This window comes from Nitrospiraceae bacterium, assembly GCA_020632595.1.
GTDB lineage: Bacteria > Nitrospirota > Nitrospiria > Nitrospirales > UBA8639 > Nitrospira_E.
This window is the reverse complement of sequence record JACKFF010000013.1, coordinates 1-20146: the sequence shown is the minus strand read 5'-3', so window position 1 is coordinate 20146 and position 20146 is coordinate 1. Positions and strand designations below refer to the sequence as shown.

The window sequence follows — 20146 nt, the reverse complement described above, 5'->3', positions numbered from 1 at the left end:
CAGCACGGGGAAGCCGTGTATCGGCTTCCCCGTTCCCAAACCCGCCAACTAAAAACTTTGCCGGTTTATTTCAGGTCGACGGGTTTAATAAGAACCACTTGCTCGTGTGGCAACTTGGCTTCTTTACCCCCAGGAGCCCTTCCATCCAACGGCAGGATTCGTTGATCACTCCCTGGGAGGACACGTAAATATCCCCATTGCCCTGATTGGGAATAGGGCAACCGCTGGTTGCTCCAGACGTAATCCCCGGTGCGTTGATATGGCCCACCTGCGGCCGGAATGAAGGCATCCAACGCTTCCGACCCCGAAAACTCCACGACGTTGATTTGATCGGCTCCTCGCATGAATGGTTCAATGGGCCATTCATGACTTTCAACGCCGAACATCCCATTTTGTTCATTGCTGGCACCGAAGACATGAATGCGAACGGGATCACCGGCATGGGCCTCGATGACCGGCGTGATGGGATCTTCCGGGTTTTCCTTAGAACAGGGCTGGAATATCCTATCCAACGTACATCCCTGTTCCTCACGGAACAAATAGGGCTCCGCTCGATAATTCACCCCGACCAGCCCAGCCACGTTCTGCACGTAAGGCATGAAGCTCGTACCGATGATGTTGTCCTCGTCCTGGAAGAACAAGGCCGCATCCCGATAATTTGGTCGGTCTTCGTATCCGGTTACCGTCCGGTCCACGATCACATCGGCAATCCAACTATTCTTATTGGATATATCCGCACCTGTTTTGGGATCACGATACATCGCGCCCTTCGGCCCGATAATGATCGCGCCGTAAAGCCCGTTTCGAGGATTGTGCATAACATTGCCCCAGTCCCATACTAATGAGGCAATCTCACCTAAAAACGGATCGGCATAATATGTGTATGTCCGGCTTTCTCCAGGCGAAACCGTTTGGTCACCTGGATTCTGCCCGACGTTGGCTCCTAACGAATTTTTAGGATCGAAGGCGAGGGAAAGCGCGGAAAAGGAGGCGCGGCTTTCCTTCATTTGATTCGTCAAGTGAATCTTGAGACAGTCGCCCACATTGGCTCTCAGAGTCAGCGGCATCGGTTGAAGGCCACTGGCGGTCTTTGCGACATCTTCTTCGAGCACATAAATTTTTCCCTCCGGATTCCGGAGCAGAATGTTCCGTTCGAAATCGACCTCAACGGCTTCGGGTGCCTTCGTATTGAAATTCATGGACGGAAAATCCATCGCCACCACATTAAATGATTTGACCGGAGCCCCGGCAGGACAGACGGGACGAGGCTCTGGAATTTCATTACGACCGGAATAACCGGCCGGCAGCTTTTGTAAATCAGGCACCTCCTTATCCAATACCCGCAGAATACCCCAGGCTCCTTCCGAGAACTTTGAAGAACGTCCGTTAAAATGGATGTAGTCACCAGGCTGGAGCCGAGGCCCGCCCGCCTGCGGAACCACGAGGTCGTATCGCTCTGCGATACCAATGTGGATGGAATTTTTCCGGTTGGCATCACCGGCATACCGCTCGGTCAGAAAGGTATGCCCTGACAACGTCCACACCATGGATTCGTTGGTCATGGTCTCCAAGAGCCGGAACACGACCGTATCGCCGAGATAGGCCCTGACCATTGGCGTATAGGGATCCCCATGAACATGGCTACTGAAGATGTTCGAGAAATCGGGGTTTGCCTTGAGTCTGGCCGCAACCGGTTCGGCCCGGAAGTTAAAACTGCCGCCGGTGGTGTGGGTTCCCCCATTGAGGAACGGCATCGGTGTCATGGGAATATGTTCAGGCATGGGAAATGAGATCGTCTTTCCCGCTTCCAGCGCGACCTCAATCGGCTGGCCCGGAGGATTACCTGCAGTGACGATGTTGACGGAATGCGGCACACTGTCGTTCAACTGCACCATCAGTTCACGGAAGCTCCCATTCACTCCATAGCCTACCGGTTCAACCGTATGGATATCGGCCACCGGTCCACTCCGGATCGGTTCGCCCGTTTTGGGATCGTGATAGGTCGAGCCCCAGGGTTCAACAATCATCGTCCCGAAACCTCCGTGTCCCCAAGTTACACGGCCGACCGCATGGTCATGCCAGAACACGGTGCCCACATCCGCATCCGCCCAGAATCGTTGTCTTACGAATTCCACTGTCACGATGTCATCAACCGGATGATCATGCTCTAACGGCCGATACAGCGTAATTTGATTCCCATCTATGGCCTTAATGCGCCCGATTTCGTTATCCTTCACGTTATCGGCCCCGATCAGAATCTCGTTCTTCGGATGATACTGCGCGGCATTTTTCACCGTGATGGTTAGATCACCTTTCTTACCCGGTTTCGTAAAGACCGTATTCATCGGCAGCGGCAGACCCTTGTCAGTCGTCTTTTCCATCATCGTAAAGGGTCGCACGGATTGTTCATATGAAAAGCCGGTAATCACACCATCCGACGATTGATTGTCGAACTGCATGAAATGCCAATGGGTGTTGATCTTCGACGCATGCATGTTGAAATTGTCGTCATCAACCCATTCGCTTGTCAGCATCCAGTCGACACAGTCGTACACGTTCGATCTCACGACCAACGGATGTCTTTTATCATTATTGTTTCGAACCTCTTCCTCCTCTTCATGCAGAACATAAATCGTCCCGTCCGGATCGATGATAGCCGGTTCATCCCCTTGTTTATCTGCCACCATCATGGGGGTCTTGATGAAATGCACGTTAAACTTTTTGGAGCCGGCATTGGCTGGACACAGGCTCCATCGTCCGTTTTCTCCAGGCTTTGCCGGATAGGAACTCATCTGACCATCATCATCTAAATGGATCATTTCCAGCCAGGGAGAAGGATTGTGATTTTGAGAAAACGGCACCCGTTTTCCAAAATGAGGCCTCAAGTGTGGCCATGCGATCTTGCCGGTGGTGGGCTCAAACAGAATCGGCAAGCGCTCGCCGGGAGCCGGAGATTGGTATCGTGGATTGGGAATAGTATTTTCCCGTTCGGTCATCGCCCGGTTGCCGTTCCAAATCCAGTCCAACACCGTCGCATCATAGGAGAGGATCTGTTCTCTCTCATCATCTTTGTGACCGGGCTTGCCCTGAGGGGGCAACTGCATTTCCACCCAGTCTTTCACTGTGACGACAGCCGGATTGGCTTTCCAATCCGTTGTACCTTTCTCGATAATTTTAAACTCTTTGCCGAACCAATCCACTTTTTTGTCGATAAGCTGGTCCGATGTGACACCCGCCTTGATCCGTCCCTTGCGATCCGGTAATTCGCGAAGGTCGGGCATCGTATCGTTGTGAACTTCTCCCTGCTGGATAGTATTGTATACCCGCCAATAGCCCCACATACCGGCGATATAGTGATGCGCCACATGACAGTGAAACAGAAAATCCCCAGCCAATTGCTGACAGAGTCCCGATCCACATTCGGTTTCCAGGTCAACGGCCTCGGACGGCCCGATCACCTCCACATCGACACGGTCAGTCTTTGTCCGGACAACCGGAAACTTCACCGGACCGTTTTTTGCGGTGTGCCACAGGGGCATTTCGTCGATCGCACGGGGACTCCTGGGCCACCGAATTGACCCGCCATGGGGATGATGGGAATGGAAAACCTCCGATCCCCCATGCACCAGCCGGAACTTGGCCGGATCCCCCAAATAACTGCGAGGCACAGTGGTGGCCGGATCACCGAAGGTATAGGCGCTGTAGGCCATTGACTCGTCCTCAAATCCGAAATACTCATGTTGCGTTTGCATGTTGTCCACACCAAACGGTTCGCTTCGATAGTTCAACGCCCGCGCGACGGGCCGGTACACATCGGTGACTGGATCCCGCTGCGGAATAAAGTCACCATGCTTATTGACCGGACGAAAGGCTTCATCGCCGACTTCATGATAAATGAGGACGAACTCGCGAAAATCCGGACCGGTGCCGTTTTTGATGATCGCCTGCCAACCACTGGTCATCGGTGTCGGTTCCCCTGCACCGAGCGGATTCAGATACGTCGAACCCTTTGGTTCCACCACAAAAGTGCCCATCAGGCCCATCACCGTCAACTCACGATCATTGCTGTAACTATGAAACTGCCGTCCCCCTTCCTGCATCGTCGGTGGAATATACCACTCCATTTCCACGACTTTGTCTTCAAGAGCGATCGCATCGGGGTTCGTGGTTGTCGCCGGTTGGCCCGTGGTGCTCACCATCATACTTGATCCCCCGATCTGCAAACTCACCCCTTCTCCGGTTATCAACTGATTGCGGAGAGTGAACCTCACGCAATCACCCTGATTGCCCCGGATCACCAATGGCTGAATCCAGTTATTCTGCAAACCGGTCTCAACCGCGCCGGGGTCGTAGCCTTCCTTCTCACGGGCCGCGGCATTTGCCGCTTCTTCCTCCCGCACCTTCTCGAGATTTTCAGTGAGGACATACATGTAGCCGACATAGTAGTCGAGCCATCTATTCAACGTGATTTCCACGTCGATGGCTGAAATATCGTAATGCTTTTCGGGCACACCAGCCGGGCAGAGTCCAGGCTGACCCGAGACGGGTTCAATTTCATTGTCCGAAGCCAGAAGATAGTCTGCCGGGCCGGCTCCGTATTGATGGAGCATCGTGGCGGTGTCATAGGCCCCACTACCCTCCATCAACTTCAAATCGGCCTGCATTTGATGTCCCATTTTCGACATTATCCGTTCATGCTGCCGATTCACCTTCGCCGCACGCTCAGGATTCCCCTCAATCGAGTCCTCCACGATCGTCTGCCCTTTCAACCTCTCTACCCAATTCTTCGTCTTTCCTGACGCTGCCGCCACGTTATGACCAGCATGGGAATCCGCTTCCTCCTGAATGCCCTCTCCCGCATGTCCCATGGCACTCATCATGAGCACCATCCCTGCACACGCGACAACGACTTTCACGCCCTCATACACTTTCTTCCCTGACAACATAGAACATCCCCTCCTGATAAATAATCGATGCCGGCCCTTTAAGTAATGACGGTCTCCGGGAATAGGAACCCCCTCTATAGCGGAACATTCTCTCCTTTCATGCATTTCCTCTTTGAGTCATGACCATACCTTTTCGTTTCTTTTCGATAAGCAAATAGCGAGCCGCCAAACGCTTCACCCGCTATCTACCAATTGGCCTTATTTTCGTGGCCTCTTTTGGCACATAATATAAGCAATCGGCTGGAATGCCACGAAGGATCGCTGCCGTCCACCACGATTCCACCACCGCTTTTCGTGGGAAGCAGTTTTACTGCAATGCTCAACAAGTAAAGAGCAGGCTTGGTTGAGGATATCTTAAGAATGAAGAATGGAACTTCAGGATGAGGACGGCCCGTTCGGTTGGCCGGCAAGAACAGAGCACAGGCCTTCAAGATGCAGGCAGAGTATGAGTGGACTTAAACTTTCATCACATAATACAGGAAAGATTGTGAATCGAAGGGAGAAGTCTTTTGTCCTCCACCCTCAAGTAGACGGCCTCCCGGTATTTAGGGTTTCTGAACCGGCGCGACTCTACCCGCTATGCCGGTTCTGGCCGATCGCCTTTCAAAACAAGGTTCTCCATGATGATCTCATGTGCCAGGGATTCTGCATCGGTAAGTTCATCGGCATAGATGTTCGTTTCATACTCCTGAGTGGAAGCCTCTGCCAGCGAGACATCCAGAGGGCGTCCCGGCTCGCTCACATGGATATAGGTTTTGGTCGACAATCCCGGGCGAACGGGGTGCTCAAGGATTTCATCTTTCAAAAAAGCCACGCGCACAGGCACGCGTTCCACAATATGAATGAAATTGCCGGTTGCATTCTCAGGAGGCAACAGAGCGAATACACTGCCAGTGCCGGGCACCAACCCTTCGACCATCCCATGGTATGTATGGTGTTTCCCGTATACGTCCACATTTATCAGTGCCGACTGACCGGGACGGACCTGCTGCATTTCGGTTTCCCGTAAATTGACTTCCACCCACAGATGATCCAAAGGCACGATCGTCATCAATGGAACACCCGGATGAACCTGGTCACCGACCTGGGCCTTTCGCTTGGCCACATGGCCCGAAGCCGGCGCCCGAATGCGCTGCCGGATGTATTCGAGATAGGCGGCGATGAATTCATGCTTGGCGGCTTCTACAGCGGGATGATCCATGATATTCACGCCCCCCACCTCCGCGGTGATGGATTGGTATTCCTCACGGATTTCCCTGACTTCGGCTTGAAGGGCACGCATCTTATCAAGGGCATTCTGAAGGATTTGTTCGGAAATGGCTCCACTCGGAAGCGCCTCACGGAAACGGGCCACATCATGGCGTACTAAGTCGAGTCGAGCCATCCTGGAGGTAAATTTTTGCTGGATCTGCCGCCTCTGGGCGAACAATGACGCGATTCTGCGCACCTCCCCTCCCAGTAAGCCCCGCGTCCGGCCCAATTTGGCCTGGGCCTGGTGTTCATCAAGACGAATGAGAAGATCGCCTTTTTCCACATACTGGGTTTCCTCCACGAGGACTTGAGTGATAATGCCCGTTGCCTGGGCCTCCAACGTGACGAGGTTGCCGGCAATAAAAGCATTATCGGTCCACACCCAGAAACGGGCGTAGTACCACCAGTACCCCCCATAAGCCAATACCGCCGCAACGAGAATCACACCCACCAACAAGAGCCTGCGGTTACGCCGGCGACGAATTTCCTTAGGGCGAATTTTCAGCATAGGGGTATCCATGATGTCATTTCCTTGCTTGAGAGGATTCTTGAACGATGGGGTACCCCCCACCCAAAGCTTCAATCAAACCCACCATCGACACAAGTTGATCGGCTTCCAGGGCCTTCAGGGCGAACTCCTGATCCAATACCGCATGCTGCTGTTTTAACACCTCACGGCGATCGTCCAGACCGGTGCGAAAGCGGACTTCAACAAGGTGCCGGTCGTTCCAAACCGAGGTCAGGAGCCGACGGTGTGCCTCAAGCATCGAGCGAGTCTCATGCCAGACACTCAGACTGTCGGCAACTTCCCGCATGGCTTCCAGCAAGGTATCGTTATAGAGTTCCACTGCCGAGTCATATTCTCTCCGTTGTGCCTCTAGTTCTCCACGGAGGCGACCGCCTTCGAACCAGGGAAGCCGCAGACCCGGTCCGCCCCCATACGCAAGACTGGACGAGGAAAACAGAAGATTCCCCAAAGAACCGGCCCCGCTCGCCAGAGTCAGAGCTCTAAAACCCACGAACCCGTTTAGATCGATAGTGGGAAGAAATCGAGTCTTCGCCACCTTGATCAACTTTGCTGCAGCCTCGGCTCGATATTTGGCGGCGGCGAGATCCGGTCGGTGCGCCAACAACCCGATCGGCAATTCGGGCGGCAAGGGAATTCGCCGGGGTAGAGTCACCCTATCAGCGAAGACATGCTCTCCCCAATCAGGCCCGTGACCGCTCAGTCTGACCAGCAGATATTGTTGAAAGTCCAACTGCTCCCTGGTACCGGCTTGGCGTTTATTCGCCGCCTCTAACTCCGCCGTGGCCCTCATGACCGAGTTGCCATCATCCAGGCCGGACCGAAATCGAATCTTCGCCAGATTCAAGAGATCGCGACGAAGTTCCACCATAGCCTCGACCACCTCAAGCTGCTGGCGCAATGCAACCCTGCGAAAATACGAGCGTGCGATCGCAGTGGTTAACCGTAACCGCACCTCTGCCCATTCCGCATGATGGGCCAATTCCCTGCTCATGGCAGATTCCATCATGGCGCGATTCTTCCCCCAGAAATCCAACTCCCATCGAAAACTCAATGGATTGATGAGGCCCAGCGCAATATCAATCCCCGCCACCTCAGGATTAAGGGCCGCAAACACGCCATGTTCGGAAATCCGCTCTGCGGTCAATTCAGCGTCGGCCTCCAGGAACGGCAGCAACCTCGCACCTTCGACGCGGACCAGGGCATGCGCCTCGTGGAGACGGGCGTAAGCAACCTTGAGACCGGGGTTATTCTTGAGACCTGTGTCAATCAACTCGTCCAGCTCAGGGCTGCCGAACTCTTGCCACCAACGATCGTTAGGCCATTCCGGGATTGGCTCCTCCGGTTCGTGATGAATTGCATGGGACAGTGCCTCTTCCATGGAATCCGGTTCTAAGAATTCGGCGGGGGCTTCGCCTGGAGGAATCCAGGCACAACCAGCACAAAGGAGCAGGGCGCACATACCGAACGCAAGAACCCATTGTAATCTCACCACGACGGCATGCCTCATAGCGGCTCCTCAAGGAGTGCTTCGGACCGCATTTCTTTCAACTCTTCATCCCGGCTTGGATACAACGGGAGGTAAGTGGGATAGGCCAACCAGACGAGCGCGGCTAATCCCATAAACATCGAGCTGGCAAGCAGAAACGCATCGCTCATGGCCAGAATTCCCGCATACTGCCTGACAAGGGCCAGGAGCTTGCCATTGACCATGGCAGCATCGAGCCCAGCGCCATTCAGTTTGGTCGAGAATCCTCCCAACACATCGAATGACGCAAACTGCCTCCCGCCAAAATGGTTCGCCAGATGAAGCTGATGGAAGGGGAGACGCCGGAAATGTACAACCTCCTGATACGTAATCCCAAACGCCCCGGCGGAAATCCGCAAGAGATTGGCCGTTTCCGCTGCACGTATTATTTGAACGCCAGACAAGCGATGCAGCATGAGCACAGTGAGCGGAGTAAAAAATGATCCCAGGAATAGACCTTCAAGCAGCATCGGCCAGAAAATCTGATCAAATGAGTGAGGATCGTCGTATTGGCCTATCCAGTATAAAGTCAATGCAAACCCAAGAAAATTAAGACTCGCCAGCATCCGAACGTCGAACCGTTTGGAGAGCTCATGCATCAGGGCAATCATCGGAGCCCCTAAAAACACCATGGGGAGGAGCGCCATACCGGCAAGTAACGAGGAATACCCCATCAACAATTGAAGCTGGACGATCAGCAGTGTGAGTAATCCCTGGATCGAAAAAAATCCGACCACCAAACAGATCACCCCGATGGTAAAATTCCGGTCGGCGAACAACCGGAGATCCAGAATAGGATGGCGCTCGCCAAACTCCCAGATAATAAAACAAGGCAATGCCACGATGACGACGATGAGGACGCCACGGAGGAATGGCGAGTCAAGCCAGTCAAAATCGTTCCCCATGTTCAGAAGAGTCTGAATGCCGCCCAAAATGACGGCCAATAAAAAAAATCCCACGAAGTCAAACCTGGTACGTCGTCGAGGGAATCCCCGACCATACAGCAACGAACCCATGAAACCGACGACAACCAGGGAGAGGACCACATCCATATAAAACAGATAACGCCACCCGAGATCATCCGCGATCCACCCTCCCACAGGAAGACCAATGGTAAACGGCGTAATGGTAAACAGACCCCAGATGGCCAATCCCATGGACTTGAGCCGAGCCGGGTATTCTTTGAGGAGCATATCTTGTGAGAGAAAAATCGTGAGGCCGCCTGCAAACCCTTGAACAATTCTGGCATTCAGAAATTCCCAATGGGTCTGACTGATGGCGCCAATATACGAAGCCACGGCATACAGAAGAAACGCGACAACAAACACACGGGTATGGCCGTACCGGTCAGACAGCGTGCGACCAATGGGAATGCCCAGCGCCAGAGCAATCATGAAATCCGTCTGAGCCCAGGTCAGGAAACTCGGCAACACCCCTTCCAGGTCGCCGGCGACATGGGGCAACAACGCAACATAGGACCCGGCATTGAACATCACGAGAATGTGCCCCAGACCGAGTGTGATATTGAACAGAATAAAGTGCCATCCTCTGAGGGGTTTGGAAAACACGGCCTGCATGGGTTTCCTCTGGTTCACAGACAGAAATTTCCGCTTGGCTGCGCGGATAAGAAAAAAGACTTATGGTTGACGGCTTGAACCTGTTGAGGATCTATCGTGGGAGAACCATGTGCACAATACATTGCCAGGTCTTGGAAGAACATCCCTCCAACCAGGTTGTCCACCTGCTCAAAAACCTACAGGGAGACCTATCGATCTCAGCTCCCATTCCCATACCGACTGGCATGACAAACATGTTCACCGCCGCGTGTTCAATCCCCTGGGAGAAGAACAGAACCATAGGCCCTCAAATGCCACATACCCGCCCGATACAGAACCCAGGGCCACGGCCAAACACCACGGTTTACCGTACCATCCAGACTCTTGACATCCTCCATGATTCCCTTATGGAAAGATGGTAATCCTTCTTATTTGAATTTCCATGTCCCGTCGTACTCATGAAAAAACTCTCATTTTTCGAATTGTAATTTTGACTCCCAATAAACAAACCGGGTGTGATGAAAAATAGTTTTTTTCATTTATTCAACGGGGAAGAGCACAAGGAGGTGAAACGTATTCACCCCGTTGTGCTCTTCCAGCAGCGGACTTGCGGTTCTCCGTTAGGCTTCTATGGTTTGAGCATTTTTCCGCATTATCTGTCTGGATGGTGAAAACGTTTTAAGGCGGGCCTTTCCCGCCTTGGGCCTGGGTTCGTTTTCGCGATTTTGTAAAATCAAAGAATCGACAATTTCTCCACAGTTAAAACATTGCCAGGCCACGGACCATAACTGTCCTGAATCATTAAGATGATCTCCCATATTTAGACAATGCATGAGACCAGCACAACGCCGACAATTCATTATATTCCCCCTTTCCGGCTTTCTCCCCTTACCAGGGAGAGACCGGGTGGCGATTTTTCCCTGATACGCATTTTTCAATCGCCAGCCGGCCTCCAGCCTAACCGAATATTGATAATTCCGGTCGTCTTTCATTGCATAAATAACCATGGAACCTACAGCCAGTTCACCCGCTCCGCCGGGCGGATGTAAATCGGCTCTTCCACTTGCTGCCGCACCGCTTCCTTGCCCGACTTGTTGAAGCCCAACACCGTGTCGTTGTACATCTCAAACTTCCGTCCATGGATCTGGGTTTCAAACACTTTCGGCCCCGGAATCACGTCATACCGGAAGATGATCTGCTGGCTCGCCCGCCACAACTGCAGCACCGCCAACAACTCCCGGCTCGGCACCAGATACTTCTCAATCGCATTATCCACCCCCGGCCCGAACATCTGCCGGATGTAGCCCCGCGGTGCCTGCCGCGGGGGGATGTAATACCCGTTGGGTTCCGTGCCCCATTGCGGATACAACGGCAACGCCACTTGTTCCACCCGAATGGCATAGTACAACGGATTCCAGCGATCTTCCGCCCAGAGCCCGTCATCGCCCACCTTCACCAACCCTTGCAGCCGGATTTTCCCCACGCACGCCGCCATACACCGCGTCTCCATCGGCTCGCCCCCCGTTAAGGGGTCTTTGCCTTCCACCCGCGGATAGCACGCGATACACTTCTCACTCACCCGCGTCGTGCCCCGGTACATCGGCTTTTTAAACGGGCATTGCTCCACACACTTCTTGTACCCCCGGCACCGGTTCTGGTCGATCAACACAATCCCGTCTTCCGGCCGCTTGTAGATGGCCTTCCGCGGACACGCCGCCAGACACCCCGGATACGTACAGTGGTTACAGATGCGTTGCAGATAGAAGAAGTACGTCTCATGCTCCGGCAAGCTGCTGCCTTGCATTTTCCACGGCTCTTCTTTCGTAAACCCCGTCTTGTCCACCCCTTCCACAATCGCCCGCATCGAGGTGGCCGTATCTTCATAAATATTCACAAACCGCCATTCCTGGTCGGTCGGGATGTAGCCAATGGCCGCCTGCCCGATCTTGGCGCCCGCATCAAAGATCGTCATCCCTTCAAACACCCCATACGGCGCATGGTGTTTGCGGCCCACCCGCACGTTCCACACCTGCCCGCCCGGATTGACCTGCTCAATCAACTGCGTGATCTTCACATCGTAGAACTGCGGATAGCCCCCGTACGGCTTCGTCTCCACATTGTTCCACCACATGTATTCCTGCCCTTTGCTGAACAGCCACGTCGACTTGTCCGCCATCGAACAGGTTTGACACGCCAAACACCGGTTGATGTTAAAGACAAACGCGAACTGCCATTTCGGATGCCGCTCCTCATACGGATACAGCATCTTTCGTCCTAACTGCCAATTATACACTTCAGGCATTGTCATCCTCCGTTTCAGTGAAAATTTCGGGGCTGCCCGGGCCAGGTCCGCCAACCCTCAAGTTGGCAACCCCCCGGTATCAGTCCAACAATCATTTTTTTGTAAATTCCTCAAAGCCAAGACCCCGTTCACCATATGCGTGAGATTGTGAAGATCAACGGTTTTGATTATGACCTCACAATTTCCAATTTGTGTTATTTCCTGCGGATCTATCCAACCTTCATACGCAGTAAAGATAATGGCTGGAACAGAAGAATTTTTTCGAATGGCATGCAGGGTTTCCACCCCATTCATTCCACCCATTTTATAATCCACCAAAATTACATCAGGTTCATCCCTATGATCTCTCAAAAATTCCATTAAGGCCTCTCCCGATTCAAAGGCACGGACCGTGCAGTGTAAACGGGAAAGTTTTTTCGCAATATTTGAGCGAATCACCTCATCATCATCCACCACAAATACAGAGGGTATGCTCACCGACGGGTCCTACCTGGTTCATCTTGCTCCCCCCCACAGTTTTCATGATAAAAGGCTTACAAGAATTTTTTAGGTCCAACGATCACAAAAAAAGAAGGAGGCTGGGGGGAGGTATTCATCATATTTCTTTCTAGACGTCAATATAGAAAAAATATCCCCAGCCTCCAGCTTACCTACACTTTGATCTTAATATGATCACCCTTCAGCCATTTGATCATAAACTCATTCTCCTGACCTGGCGTGAACCCGGTCCGGACCGGTTCCCACGGCCCACGCCCGCCGATGCCGCCATCCTCCGCCTTCGTGATCCGGATGAGACATTCCTTCGGAACCGTGTTGACCGCATGATGATCAATTTCAAAACCCCATTTGAATTTCCATTTATTCGCCATTTTGCCGGGCAATGAGTCCAATTGGTGCATCGGCATCAGCCAACTGCGGGTAAAGGACTGCTGCGCCCCATACCGGAAGTTCGATTGATACCCGGTATCCAGCGCAATCGCCCGTCCATCCGGCCGGGTTTCATGCCCCTTCACCGACTTCGCCGTCGACACATACGGCGCATGTTTGGCCATCGTGACATGATACGGAAAGGCCGGGTTGTACTTCGCCCGGATCATCAACCGCGCCACCTTGTAATAGGGATCACTGGGCTTCCAGCCACGATACGGCCGGTCCACCGGGTTTCCATCGACGTAGACATAGTCCCCGTCATTGATCCCACGATCTTTGGCCGCTGAGGGGTTGACGTGGATTTGATGTTCACCCACCCCCGGTGTCCGCTTATCCATTCGATAAGCATCGCCAAAGTTGGATTCATACATCTGCACCCAATCGTTCACCGACCATTGGCTATGCACCCGATGCCGGGTCTTCGGCGTCACGCAATAGAACTGATACCCCTTCTCCCAGAGTGGATTGGCGTACCGTTTAATTTCCGCCCATGGCAACTTGATGTTGCGGACGGTTTTATCGTCATGATGTTGCGCCGTGATTGGAATCCCGTAGTCATCCGGCCGGATATACGGATTGGAGGACATAATCGCATTCGGCAGGTAGGGTGTCGCTTCCGTTCCCTCCCGATGCGAGATGAAGTTTTCCCCATATTCGATGGCTTCCGGCTCCACCCGGTATGTTTCCAGTCGTCCACTGCGGGTCCACATCGGTTTCGATTCGTTGGTTTCCTCCCACAATGGAATACGAGGATAGGTCCGGGTCATCACCATCCAGCCCTTTTCCGATTTCAACATCGTGTCCGCCGAATAGCCATAGGAGGTGCTACCGGCATCCAACAACCGTTGCACATACACGTCCACGCGATTGTCATAGACAAACTTGAAGTAATCGCGGAAGCGGCCATCACCCGTCATTTCGGTGAGTTTGGCCGCGACGCCCGCCACCGTATCCAAATCGTTCCGCGTGTCATACAACGGCCGGATACCGCCTTTCCATACCTGCATCCAGGGATTGGATACGGTGGCGGTCATTTCAGGATAGGTAAACTCCATCCACCCGTTTACCGCAAATGACACATCGGCGTGATTCACGTCAGAGGTCATTTCAATGTCCTGAGTCACAATCGTTTCAATGTGGGGATCCACATTCTTAACCATGTCATAATGATGTTTCGAATTATTGAGAATATTGACATTCGCCACCCACCGGAATTTACTCGGCGTCGGCATATGCGTTTTGCCGGTAAACACCCGTCGGCCATATTTGGGCGTATTCACAATTAATGCCGTATCGCCGTGGTTCCAGTATGTCGTCTCTTCGCCGTAATAATAGGGACGGTAATTAATTTCTTTCCCATGGGCATTCGGATCCGTCGTGATCTTGAACGGATCTTCCCCGGTGTGAACCCCGATGCCTTCCCCCGACCACGGCGTGGCCGCCCAAACACCAACCTTATAGTTTCCTGACCATGTATGACATCCCGAACCGAATTTTCCCATGTTTCCGGTCAGGGTCATGACCATGGCAGCCGCACGCCCCATTGAGGTCATATGAAAGTAATGGCAGACGCCTTCTCCATTATGAATCGCAGCCGGTTTGATGGTCCCGTTATCTCGAGCCCATCGCACAATTAAATCTTTCGGACATCGATTAATTTGGTGGACAGTATCCAGATCGTAATCCTGAAGATGGACTTGATACATCTGGAAGAGGGGCATGACATCCGCCTCCCTCCCACTCAGCAACTTCACCCTGAACGATCCCGTCAACGCCGGATCGAGACCGCTATTTTTGAAATGCCAACCCACCAATTCTCGATGAAGCGGAACCGCCTTGTCCTGATTGAGATCCCACACCATAAACCCTCCAAGACGAGCAATTTGCGAAGGCGAAAGCCCTTGCACTTTGCCGGAGTAAGATTTGGAGAAATCCGGGAAGGCATAATCTTTAATAACATCACGCGGATCCAAATATTGCAGAGTATCCGTTCGAATCAACAAGGGGAAATCCGTACTGGATCGAATAAAATCGCTGTCCTGAAGGCCATCGTCTAAAATAATTTTGCATGCCCCGAGGAATAACGCTCCATCTGTCTCGGGTCGGACCGGCATCCAATAGTCTGCCCGTTGCGCCGTGGGATTGTATTCCGGGGTAATGACCACCACTCGACCACCCCGCTCAATGGACTCCAGTTTCCAATGGGCTTCCGGCATTTTATTTTCGACGAAATTTTTTCCCCAGCTTGTATTCATCTTGCTGAATCGCATGTCAGACAGATCACAATCGATGGCTTGCGCTCCGGACCAGAAGGGTTGCGAAGGATCCTGATCACCGTGCCAGGTCAAATTATTAAAATACCGTCCCCCCTGCGCATTGTCCGGTCCGACCTTTCTCACCCAACTATCCAACAAAGCTCCACATCCGCCGTTCATCCGGGTAATGCCCATTTTGCCGATGACACCTAACACAGGCATCCCGGCTCGGAATTTCATGCTCCGGACTCCTGAGCCCTTCATCATCTCAATCATTTCCGGAGGATACCCTTGTTCCCGTAATCGCCTCGCACCGGCCTCGCCACTATACCGATTGGCGATGACGATCATGGCCTTGGCCAAATAGGTAAACGCGGTATCCCAGGAGACCCGCAACATATCATCCAAATAGCGCGCATTGAATTTATATTTGCTCATGACCGTTGGATCTAATTCCGGGCTTCCGGCATCCATCCAGGCTTTCCAGCCGCGCCGCATCAAGGGCCCCTTTAAACGGTATGGACCATACACCCGTCGATGGTAGGTATACCCCTTCAAACACATCCGGGGATTATGGGCAAAGGTTCCCCGATTCCCGTACATATCCTCATAGGTTTGGTGATCGTAGTTTTGCTCTACGCGCATCACGACTCCGTTCCGGACAAACGCACGGATACGACAGGCATGCGTGTCATTCGGGGAACAGCACCAGGTAAAGGAACTGTCATACCGGTACTGATCGTGATAGACCCTCTCCCAGGAGCGATCCGGGTACTCACCCAAAGGATTGCCCACCTCCACAACCGGTTGTAATGCCGTCAACGCCAGCGCGTTATCCGCCAACGCCACTGCCGCCACAGTGCCTGCTGTAATTTTTAAAAATTGCCTTTTTGTGACCAACATCAAACGCTCCTCCATACAAAGGTTGCCAATTCCGGTTAACGACACAAACCCTTTACTCCTCCTTTCTTTGAGACTGCCTCAACCGATGTCTTTCCCAGACATTCAAGTCGGCAGGTATCACTACCGCGGTTTTGGGGGGATCGACCATAAGATTGGCCCATCCCAACACCAGGACTCCCACGAAGCTGACTATCCCGAAGATCATTTCAATCAGAGGATTTGCAACCCAAAATTCCATCATCTCGCCCTCCTTCAACATCACATCCGTCCGTGTATGCACCTCACCTTGAATGCGTGAACGCTCCTTTCAACCCCTAATCTGGCGCTGGTTTTATGAATGCATCATTCCTTCATCCCTCCATAGCGTTCCCGGCTAACCCATCAGGAACGACTGACCGATTGAGGTGTGAATTGCGGAACAGCGGGGGATTCTTGCACTTTGGGCATCTCCGGTAGGGGCGATTTTTTACCGGCAAATGCCGCCAGCCAGAACACGAATAGAATCGTCGACCAGAAAAGCAGAACATTGAAGGAGATCATATTTGCAGCAAACCCGATGGTGTGGGTATAGGCCCAGGGCGAGTTATCCCGCATCACCTCATTGACATGCCAGAAGAGGCGGACTGATGAACGGATGTATCCCATCAAGGCCATCATCCAGGTAAATTCCGTGGCCAGGGCGATCAGCGCATACTGCGATCTCGCCGGCATTTTGCCCCATTGAATGGGGCCCGCCACCTTGGCATTTTTCAGCATGGCCAGATTCATCGGCATCATTAACAGGAGGCACGACATCGTAGTGGCCACCTGGGGCACCGATAGACCAATTCGCACGTTTGCCGGAATGAAATACCCATAGATGGCTAACCAAATAATATTGAGACTGCCGACCACGAAAAAACAGGTCATAAAAATATTGCCGAATTTTTTCCATTTCACTGCCGGAATTAAATTACCGCGCTGATACCAAATGAAACTCACAATCGTCACAATGATGAGCATATTGATTCCGCCATTTTTGGCAGACATCACCCCATAGTTCCCTAAAACGGGATGCTGTTGACCTCCCATGGCTTTCAACTCAGCCGGGGTCATCACGATGGTATGGGGCGTGATAAATACCAGTAATCCCACGACCGCAATAAACACGAGATATTTAATATACCGTTGAAATCGTTCAGCACCCGGCATCCGGCCGAAGCATTGCCACAAGTAATAACTCGTACTCAGAAAAAGAGCGCCGATCATGGTGGCCTGAATAATAAACAACCAGGCGAGGAGGCCTCCCATCAGGGTAATTCCCATTTGCTGGCGATAGGCATAGACCTCCCGCATGAGCCAATAGCCCGCAAACGGCAATGGAATGAGGAAAATGACGGCGATAAACATCGCGACATACCCCATCCAATCGTAATGGGCGCGCTCTTCATCGGATTTAGCCGATAAAAACCGATAGGCCGCGTAGGCGGCTACGACACTGCCTCCGAATGCCATATTTCCTAAAATTCGATGAACGTTCAGCGGATTCCACAACGCGCTATGAATTGCATGCCAGATATTCCCGAGATACCGTCCTTGTTCATCCACCCCTGCCGGGGACATCATGAAGGCAATCCACGAATTCGCTAAAAACATCAGCACGGTTCCAATGACATTCAGGACCACGGCGATACTGAGATGCACCCACTTCAGGACACCTTCTCTCATCCTGTCCCATCCATAGTAGTAGATATACAGCGTTCCGCTTTCGGCGACGAACAGCAGCGCGTAGATGTGCATAACAGGACGAAAAATCCCTGAGAGATAACTGAAAAATGTGGGATAGAGCGTGAGAAAGGTGAAAAGGAGAATGCCCCCAAGGATGGCGGTCAACGAATAGGCCGTCAGACTGATTCGGATAAAATCATAGGCCAGCTGGTCGTATTTCTTCGCCATGGCCTTATCCTTTGTCACCATGCCGATGAACTCAATCACCATGCAGAAGATAGGAACCGCCAAGACGAAACTGCCGTAATACAAATGCTGCTGGTTCGCCACCCAAATCAGCACTCGACTTTCAAAATTGCCGTAGCGGGGATAATCATGCGTATTGTCCGCGGTGACTGGAGCCGTTTCACTCGACACCACGCCTTCGGTCTTGTAATAAATATCCCGTCCCATTTCGACCGGCGCTGCGCCTTCCTCACCCTCCACAACTTCCTGCACAGGCTGGGTACTTTGCCCTCCTCCCGAAGCGATGGCTTCACCATTTCCAAATAGAATCGGCAGCGCGATACCGATCGGCAGCAGCAACATTCCCGCAATCATGCTGATCAACAAAACTGCGGCATTCTTTTTCAGTTTCATTTTTCCACGCATTCCACTCATTTTTCTCCCCCCAAAATCATTGGATACATCTAAGATCCAAAAAAATTCCTCTGATAAATTTATCGCACCAGTTTTTCCCTCATTGCCGTAATCTTGGGTTGACCGATTTCATTCCCGTCTTTTCTGTATGTTGGTGAATGCTTTGCATGGGCCATGCCCGATCAAAATAATTCAGTGCCCTAGGACAATCCCTTGTAATCCTAAAGTTTCCATTGTTTTTCTCCGGGATAACATCCGCAGACGGATCATTCACCCACGAAAGAACGTGGTGGGACGTGGTGGCCACCCACCGATTTACGCGGCGGCACTCAAGAAAATACGGGAAGTCCAAAAGTGGAAAGTACTCGGAGCATAGCGAAGAACGATATGATACCTGCAAAGCCGATCACGCTTCGAACGGTCAGGAGTTCTGAAGAGCACAGTCCGGGTCGGAGGATATGATCAGAAAGGACAATTACACCGCAGGCTCAAAAAGTTGCTGAAACACGGGGAATCGCATTGTACAAATATGCCCTCCCCCTAATGCTGCCTCAAGCACATCATCAGGAGAACGGATACCGGCAAGAAGCACCTGAGTAGAGAGACCAGAGTTTTGAAAGACGGTGACAATGTTTCGAATAATATCGTCTCCCTTGGATTGATTATCCCGGGTACGATCAAGGCAAATGGACACACACCAGGCACCGGCTTTGGCGGCAAGCAAGGCTTGCGTGAGTGAAAAACACAAAGACACATTCACACGGATGCCTTCGGCTGTCAGCCGCTTAGTCGCCTTGAGACCGGCAGGCGTCAAAGGACACTTTACCAGGACATTCCTGTGAATTTTCGATAATTCTTTGCTTTCCTTGACGATGGCCTCTTCTTCAACACTCAACACGCCGACACTGATCGGACTATCCACATAACGACAGATTTCTCGAATTCCCTGATAGAAATTCAGCCCCTGCTCAGTAACCAACGCGGCGTTCATGGCTATTCCATCCAGAACCCCCAGCCTGCCAATCTCTTGAATCTCTGTGAGACTCACCGTGTCCAGAAAAAATTTCATGAGCACTCATTACTCATGAACAGGGATTGCCCCCTAAGCAGCAGAACATCTACCAAAATCATGAACTCCTGCTCCCGCCTCAGGATCGCGAATAAAACTCCAACTCATGATCCGAAATTCTTTAACGAATTGATAAAAAGTAACTGGCTCCATTTTCGGTATGCATACACCAAGCCACAGTTGGATTGAGGCGGACTGAAACGAGAGACCATTGAAAATGCTGTAGATGCTATTGGCAAGTAGGCAGGTTAATGAACTGGTATTGAAACCCCATGAAGGATCGTGGTGGTCTTCGTGGCTCATACCACCACCCACCGTGGTTTCAGCCCATGGTATTTCGGAGAAAAGAGTGGGATCAGGTAGAACGAAAGAATGTGGAGTTGAAGAATTTAGAGTCTACTCGGTCGTTGAAGACCGAGTTTTTTGATCCGGCTCCTGAGCGTGCTAGGTGCCAATCGGAGTTGTTCCGCCGCGCCCCCCTCCCCCTCGATCTGCCAATTGCTGGCGGCCAGGGTCTGAAGAATATGTTGCCGC

General features: G+C 52.2%; 10 protein-coding genes. All 10 read right to left on the bottom strand.

The window, feature by feature from the left end:
* Positions 1-65: 65 nt before the first annotated feature.
* The 10 genes from H6750_17750 to H6750_17705 all read right to left on the bottom strand — a co-directional run bounded on the left by H6750_17750 (position 66) and on the right by H6750_17705 (position 19612).
* Positions 66-4946 (bottom strand): hypothetical protein, encoded by a 4881-nt coding sequence (locus tag H6750_17750; GenBank protein MCB9776152.1) that lies wholly within the window; start codon positions 4944-4946, stop codon positions 66-68.
* Between the two features lie 577 nt (positions 4947-5523).
* Positions 5524-6705 (bottom strand): HlyD family secretion protein, encoded by a 1182-nt coding sequence (locus H6750_17745; protein MCB9776151.1) that lies wholly within the window; start codon positions 6703-6705, stop codon positions 5524-5526.
* A 16-nt stretch (positions 6706-6721) separates the two neighbouring features.
* On the bottom strand, positions 6722-8185 hold the full coding sequence (locus H6750_17740; protein MCB9776150.1) for an efflux transporter outer membrane subunit: 1464 nt from the start codon (positions 8183-8185) through the stop codon (positions 6722-6724).
* A gap of 44 nt (positions 8186-8229) precedes the next feature.
* Complete coding sequence (locus tag H6750_17735; protein ID MCB9776149.1) at positions 8230-9828, bottom strand: DHA2 family efflux MFS transporter permease subunit; 1599 nt, start codon at positions 9826-9828, stop codon at positions 8230-8232.
* 991 nt (positions 9829-10819) lie between these two features.
* On the bottom strand, positions 10820-12109 hold the full coding sequence (locus H6750_17730) for a nitrate oxidoreductase subunit beta (protein MCB9776148.1): 1290 nt from the start codon (positions 12107-12109) through the stop codon (positions 10820-10822).
* A 57-nt stretch (positions 12110-12166) separates the two neighbouring features.
* On the bottom strand, positions 12167-12586 hold the full coding sequence (locus H6750_17725; protein ID MCB9776147.1) for a response regulator: 420 nt from the start codon (positions 12584-12586) through the stop codon (positions 12167-12169).
* Between the two features lie 173 nt (positions 12587-12759).
* Positions 12760-16197, bottom strand: a complete 3438-nt coding sequence (locus tag H6750_17720; GenBank protein MCB9776146.1) for a molybdopterin-dependent oxidoreductase — start codon at positions 16195-16197, stop codon at positions 12760-12762.
* A gap of 52 nt (positions 16198-16249) precedes the next feature.
* Positions 16250-16438 carry a hypothetical protein gene (locus tag H6750_17715; GenBank protein ID MCB9776145.1) on the bottom strand — a complete coding sequence of 63 codons (189 nt, stop codon included), beginning with the start codon at positions 16436-16438 and terminating at the stop codon, positions 16250-16252.
* A gap of 140 nt (positions 16439-16578) precedes the next feature.
* Positions 16579-18543 (bottom strand): cytochrome ubiquinol oxidase subunit I, encoded by a 1965-nt coding sequence (locus H6750_17710; protein ID MCB9776144.1) that lies wholly within the window; start codon positions 18541-18543, stop codon positions 16579-16581.
* A gap of 475 nt (positions 18544-19018) precedes the next feature.
* On the bottom strand, positions 19019-19612 hold the full coding sequence (locus H6750_17705; GenBank protein MCB9776143.1) for a fructose-6-phosphate aldolase: 594 nt from the start codon (positions 19610-19612) through the stop codon (positions 19019-19021).
* Positions 19613-20146 lie beyond the last annotated feature (534 nt).

Bases quoted from the DNA above. Each gene is read 5' to 3' on its own strand.
- H6750_17750 (MCB9776152.1), bottom strand. From the start codon at position 4,946: ATGTTGTCAGGGAAGAAAGTGTATGAGGGCGTGAAAGTCGTTGTCGCG.
- H6750_17735 (MCB9776149.1), bottom strand. From the start codon at position 9,828: ATGCAGGCCGTGTTTTCCAAACCCCTCAGAGGATGGCACTTTATTCTG.
- H6750_17705 (MCB9776143.1), bottom strand. From the start codon at position 19,612: ATGAAATTTTTTCTGGACACGGTGAGTCTCACAGAGATTCAAGAGATT.
- H6750_17710 (MCB9776144.1), bottom strand. From the start codon at position 18,543: ATGAAACTGAAAAAGAATGCCGCAGTTTTGTTGATCAGCATGATTGCG.
- H6750_17715 (MCB9776145.1), bottom strand. From the start codon at position 16,438: ATGATGGAATTTTGGGTTGCAAATCCTCTGATTGAAATGATCTTCGGG.
- H6750_17720 (MCB9776146.1), bottom strand. From the start codon at position 16,197: ATGTTGGTCACAAAAAGGCAATTTTTAAAAATTACAGCAGGCACTGTG.
- H6750_17730 (MCB9776148.1), bottom strand. From the start codon at position 12,109: ATGCCTGAAGTGTATAATTGGCAGTTAGGACGAAAGATGCTGTATCCG.
- H6750_17745 (MCB9776151.1), bottom strand. From the start codon at position 6,705: ATGCTGAAAATTCGCCCTAAGGAAATTCGTCGCCGGCGTAACCGCAGG.
- H6750_17740 (MCB9776150.1), bottom strand. From the start codon at position 8,185: ATGTGCGCCCTGCTCCTTTGTGCTGGTTGTGCCTGGATTCCTCCAGGC.